General features: G+C 63.3%; 3 protein-coding genes and 1 pseudogene. All 4 read right to left on the bottom strand.

Annotated elements, in window-relative coordinates; genetic code table 11:
* Positions 1 to 1442, bottom strand: a 1442-nt coding sequence (gene lepA / locus QVE23_RS10440) for a translation elongation factor 4 (protein WP_287968176.1), incomplete at its 3' end; no start/stop codon positions are given.
* Positions 1443 to 1654: 212 nt separating this feature from the next.
* Positions 1655 to 2740: a hypothetical protein gene (locus tag QVE23_RS10435; protein ID WP_287968174.1), complete on the bottom strand. Its 1086-nt coding sequence runs from the start codon at positions 2738 to 2740 to the stop codon at positions 1655 to 1657.
* A 10-nt stretch (positions 2741 to 2750) separates the two neighbouring features.
* Positions 2751 to 4181, bottom strand: a complete 1431-nt coding sequence (locus QVE23_RS10430) for an MBOAT family O-acyltransferase (RefSeq protein WP_287968173.1) — start codon at positions 4179 to 4181, stop codon at positions 2751 to 2753.
* Positions 4178 to 4556 (bottom strand): annotated as a pseudogene (locus QVE23_RS10425) (helix-turn-helix domain-containing protein); the annotation flags it as partial. The pseudogene QVE23_RS10425 and the gene QVE23_RS10430, both read right to left, overlap by 4 nt.

Raw genomic sequence — 4556 nt, 5'->3', positions numbered from 1 at the left:
CGGTAGCCGGAGAGCTCATAATCCAGAGAGGCGTAGCCCTTGGTGTTGGCCTTCAGCGCATCGAAGAAGTCGTAGATGATCTCGTTCAGCGGCATCTGGTAGTGGAGCTCCACCAGATTGGTGTCCAGGTACTGCATGTCCTTGAACTCCCCCCGCCGGTCCTGGCACATGGGCATGATGTTGCCCACGAACTCGTTGGGAGCGATGATGTTCACCTTGACATAGGGCTCCTCCGCGTGCTCGATCACCGCCGGGTCCGGGTAGTTGTGGGGATTGTCCACCGTGACCATGGTACCGTCGGTCTTGTACACGTGGTAGATGACGGAGGGCAGGGTGGTCACCAGATCCAGGTCGAACTCCCGCTCCAGCCGCTCCTGGATCACCTCCATGTGGAGCATGCCCAAAAAGCCGCACCGGAAGCCGAAGCCCAGGGCTACGGAGCTCTCCGGCTCAAAGCTCAACGAGGCGTCGTTCAGCTGGAGCTTTTCCAGCGCGTCCCGCAAGTCCGGATACTTGGAGCCGTCCTCCGTGTAGATACCGCAGTAGACCATGGGCTGCACGGGCCGGTAGCCGGGCAGGGCCTCGGCCGTGGGGCTGGCGGCATCTGTGACGGTGTCGCCCACACGGGTGTCCTTCACGTTCTTGATGGAGGCGGTGAAGTAGCCCACCTCGCCGGCCCGGAGGCTGTCGCAGGGCTCCATGCCCAGGGGCAGCAGATGGCCGCATTCGATAACCTGATAAGTGGCTCCCGAGGCCATCATCTTCACCTGCTGGCCCGTGCGGAGGGTGCCCTCCATGACCCGGAAGTAGACGATGACGCCCCGATACGAGTCATACTGACTGTCGAAGATCAGCGCCTTCAGAGGCGCGTCCGGGTCCCCCTTGGGGGGCGGCACGTTCTTTACAATGTCCTCTAACACCGCCTCAATGTTGGTGCCCATCTTGGCGGAGATCTCCGGGGCGTCCATGGCCGGCAGGCCGATGATGTCCTCCACCTCCTGCTTGGCCTTGGCGGGGTCCGCCGCCGGCAGGTCGATCTTGTTGAACACAGGCAGAATCTCCAGGTCGTGCTCCATGGCCAGATATGTGTTGGCCAGGGTCTGGGCCTCCACGCCCTGGGTGGAGTCCACCACCAGCACGGCGCCCTCGCAGGCGGCCAGAGAGCGGGACACCTCGTAGTTGAAGTCCACGTGGCCCGGGGTGTCGATCAGATTCAGTTCATAGTCCTCCCCGTCCTGGGCATGGTAGGTCAGCCGCACGGCCCGGGCCTTGATGGTGATGCCCCGCTCCCGCTCCAGGTCCATGTTGTCTAGCAGCTGGCTCTCCATCTCCCGGGCGGAGACGGCGTTGCACTTCTCCAGCAGCCGGTCCGCCAGCGTGGACTTGCCGTGGTCGATATGGGCAATGATGCTGAAATTTCGGATGTTGCTCTGTTTTGTCATATTCGGATATTCCTCCATCGGCCGGTCCACGCAAGGCCCGCATCAAGGGCCCGGCGCGCATCGCCGTTCTTTCAATCGGAATGGGGGCCCCATAAAATCCGAGATTCTATGGGGTGGTGAGGCGCAAGGGAGCCGGATGTGGCATTCGCCGCCGGGCGGCTCTGCTCCGCCTGGGAGTCTCCTGTCACAGGGTTCCTCCCCGGGCCGCCGCTTTATGGGGCCGCAGCATGTTCTGCGTTCCACTGAATCCAGAAGCGCTCGTCCCAGAACTGGTCATAGTCATAGTGTACCACAAATTCCCGCCAGTTGGCGAGGGTCTCCTCCAGATTTTCCTCTGTCAGGCGGCCCTCCTCCCTTTGAAGCATGGCGAGAATCTCCCGGCAGACGCCGCCGGAGTGGTGGATATAGTCGCAGTAGTTGTCCAGATTCGTGACGATCTCCGGGTCCATGAGATAGCCGTAGAACTTCACATTGTCATACTGCAGCAGCGTCTGCCCTGCCTGGCGGATGGCCGCAAACACCGCCTCCGTCCTCCCCTCCCGAATGACCTTGTCCCAGAAGAGGATGCTGTACGGGGGCAGGAAGAAATCGAATTCCGTGTCCGAATGCTCTGTGACCCACCGTTCCGCCACCGCCAGATTGGCGGCCACATCGTCCCGATAGGCATCTGCGGGCAGCTCCTCCGCCGCAATCTCCGGCCGGTCATAGTTCTCCAGGGCGGAGATATGGTTCCACCACTCATTCCGGTCCCAGGTGAATCCCTCGTCGATGGTGTCGCCCTCTCCCCAGTGGTTGGAGAGCAGGGTGTAGGCGCTGTAATACAGCGTATCCTTGTTCAGCAGATATTGGATGTCATCCAGCGGATTGGCGTTGTAGAGATAGTCCGGCATGGCCGCAGTCACACCGCTCTCATCCCGGATCAGGGTGTTCACATCCAGGCCGAAGATCACCCGCTCCGGCTCCTGGGTCCGAAAGAGGACGTTCATCACCTGGTCGAACTCGCTGTAATACCCGTCCGGGATGGTGAGCCGCACCGCGGAGGTGCCGAAGGTCTCCTGAATCCAGCTGGAGCGGTAGTTGGCCGCCATGGAGGTGCCCACCAGCACGGTGTCCGCCTCCACATTCTTCGCCAGGCCCGCCATCTGGTACCGCTCATTGAACAGCACCGGCTGCCACTTGTCCGGCACCCGATAATACAGGCAGGGATCCACCACGTACACAACGGCTCCGCAGACCGCCAGCAGCACCAGAATACACGCCAGAAGGCCGCAGACCCAGCGTCGATATGCTTGCTTCATACGGCCCTCCTCAGAAGTTGGAATAGATGAAGGTGGTGACGCCGGTAAAGGACAGCACACACCAAAGCGTCAGCACTGTGAGGGCCGCGCCCCGCCAGAGCGTAGGCCGGAAGTCCTCCATCCGACGGATGGTGTTCCGGGGCCAGAGGACGGCGACCATCCCCGCCCCATACAGCAGCACCACCCGCAGGATGTTTTTCCAGGGCGTGAAGGCGGGAATCAGCATCTGCACCGCGCTGGTCTCCTCGGCGAAAAGGCCCTCCAGCAGCCAGGCCGCCGGTTTTGCAAAGCCGCCGGTGACGGCCCGGCCCAGCAGCTCCAGGGCCCCGGTACAGTCCGGTGCCCGGAAGAACACCCAGGCGATGTTGACAAAGAGAAAGGTCAGCCCCCACCGGAGGACAAAGGGCAGCCGGTCCCGGCCCCTGCCCCAAACCCGTTCCACCACCTGGGCCAGGCCGTGGAGGGCGCCCCACACCAGGAAGGTCCACCCGGCCCCGTGCCAGAAGCCGCTGACCAGGAAGACGATGAGAATATTGCAATACGTCCGGATCGCGCCCCGGCGGCTGCCGCCCAGGGGGAAATACAGGCACTCCCGCAGGAAGGTGGTGAGCGTGATGTGCCACCGCTTCCAGAATTCCGTCACAGAGGCGCTGCGATACGGGGAGTCAAAGTTCATCGGCAGGCGGAGCCCGAAGAGCCGGGCCACACCGGCTGCGATGTCGCAGTAGCCGGAGAAGTCAAAGTACAGCTGGAGCGTATACCCCAAAATCACCAGCCAGGCCGCCGGAGCGCTGAGCTCTTCCAGATGTACCCAGCCGTTGTTCACCACAGTGCCGAAGGCGTCCGCCAGCAGCACCTTTTTGATGGTGCCACAACAGATGGCGTAGATACCCGCCGCGGCGTCGGACCAGTCCGGATGGAGGAATCCCTTTTCCCGCAGCTGGGGGAAAAAGATTCCGGGCCGCAGGATGGGGCCGGAGGTAACGGTGGGGAAAAACAGCCCGTAGAGCAGAAGGGAATCCCCCGGCGCGGGGACATATTCCCCGGTATAGACCTCCTTCAGCAACCACAGCTGCTGGAAGGTGAAAAAGCTCAGCCCCAGCGGAGCCCAGCCCACCTCCACCGCGCCGCCGGTGAGGAACTCCGTATACTTGAATCCCACCAGTATGGCGATGTGATAGACGCAGGCAAGAACCATTGTCCGGCGGCCGCCGGACCGGGCCATCCGGCGGATAGCCCATGCTGTCACGCAGATGCCCGCCAGCAGGCAGGCAACGCCCCCCAGCACCACCGTCCATCCTCCGGGGCCCAGAAGGCAGAATACCGCGGAGGCCGCCGCCAGCATCGCCGCACCCGCTCGGGGGCTGCGCCGCCCCGCTGTCAGGCACACCGCCAGCGCTGCGGCCAGAAAGCCGAAAAAGGCCAGAGACTGAAAGCTCATCTGGTCTTCTCCGTCAGGCCGCTGAGACGGGCATCCGCGGTGCTCAGCACCTGGGTCAGGCTCTGGCACCGTCCGGGGTATGCGGCGGTCAGGGCCTCGTTGGACAGGTCCGGGAACGCCGCCTTTTTGGCCGCCAGGGACCGCAGGCTCCGGGTGTACTGGATCTCCGAGAGCTTCATGTCCGCCTCCGCTGTGCCCATGGTGCAGGCGGCCGGGTCCAGAGAGAAGTACGCCTCGTTGGCGCCGGCGGTGCGGTACAGATGGCGGTACAGCTGGTACACCGCGCTGCCCAGATATCCGGCAGCGGCGTTGATGGCCGCCTTGTCGTTCAGCTTGCCCAGCAGGCCGAACAGCACCCCCACAGCGCCGGAGAGC

Origin of the sequence: Oscillibacter sp. KLE 1728, assembly GCF_934833455.1 — a bacterium.
GTDB classification, from domain to species: domain Bacteria; phylum Bacillota; class Clostridia; order Oscillospirales; family Oscillospiraceae; genus Oscillibacter; species Oscillibacter welbionis.
This window is presented reverse-complemented; position numbering and strand designations above follow the sequence as displayed.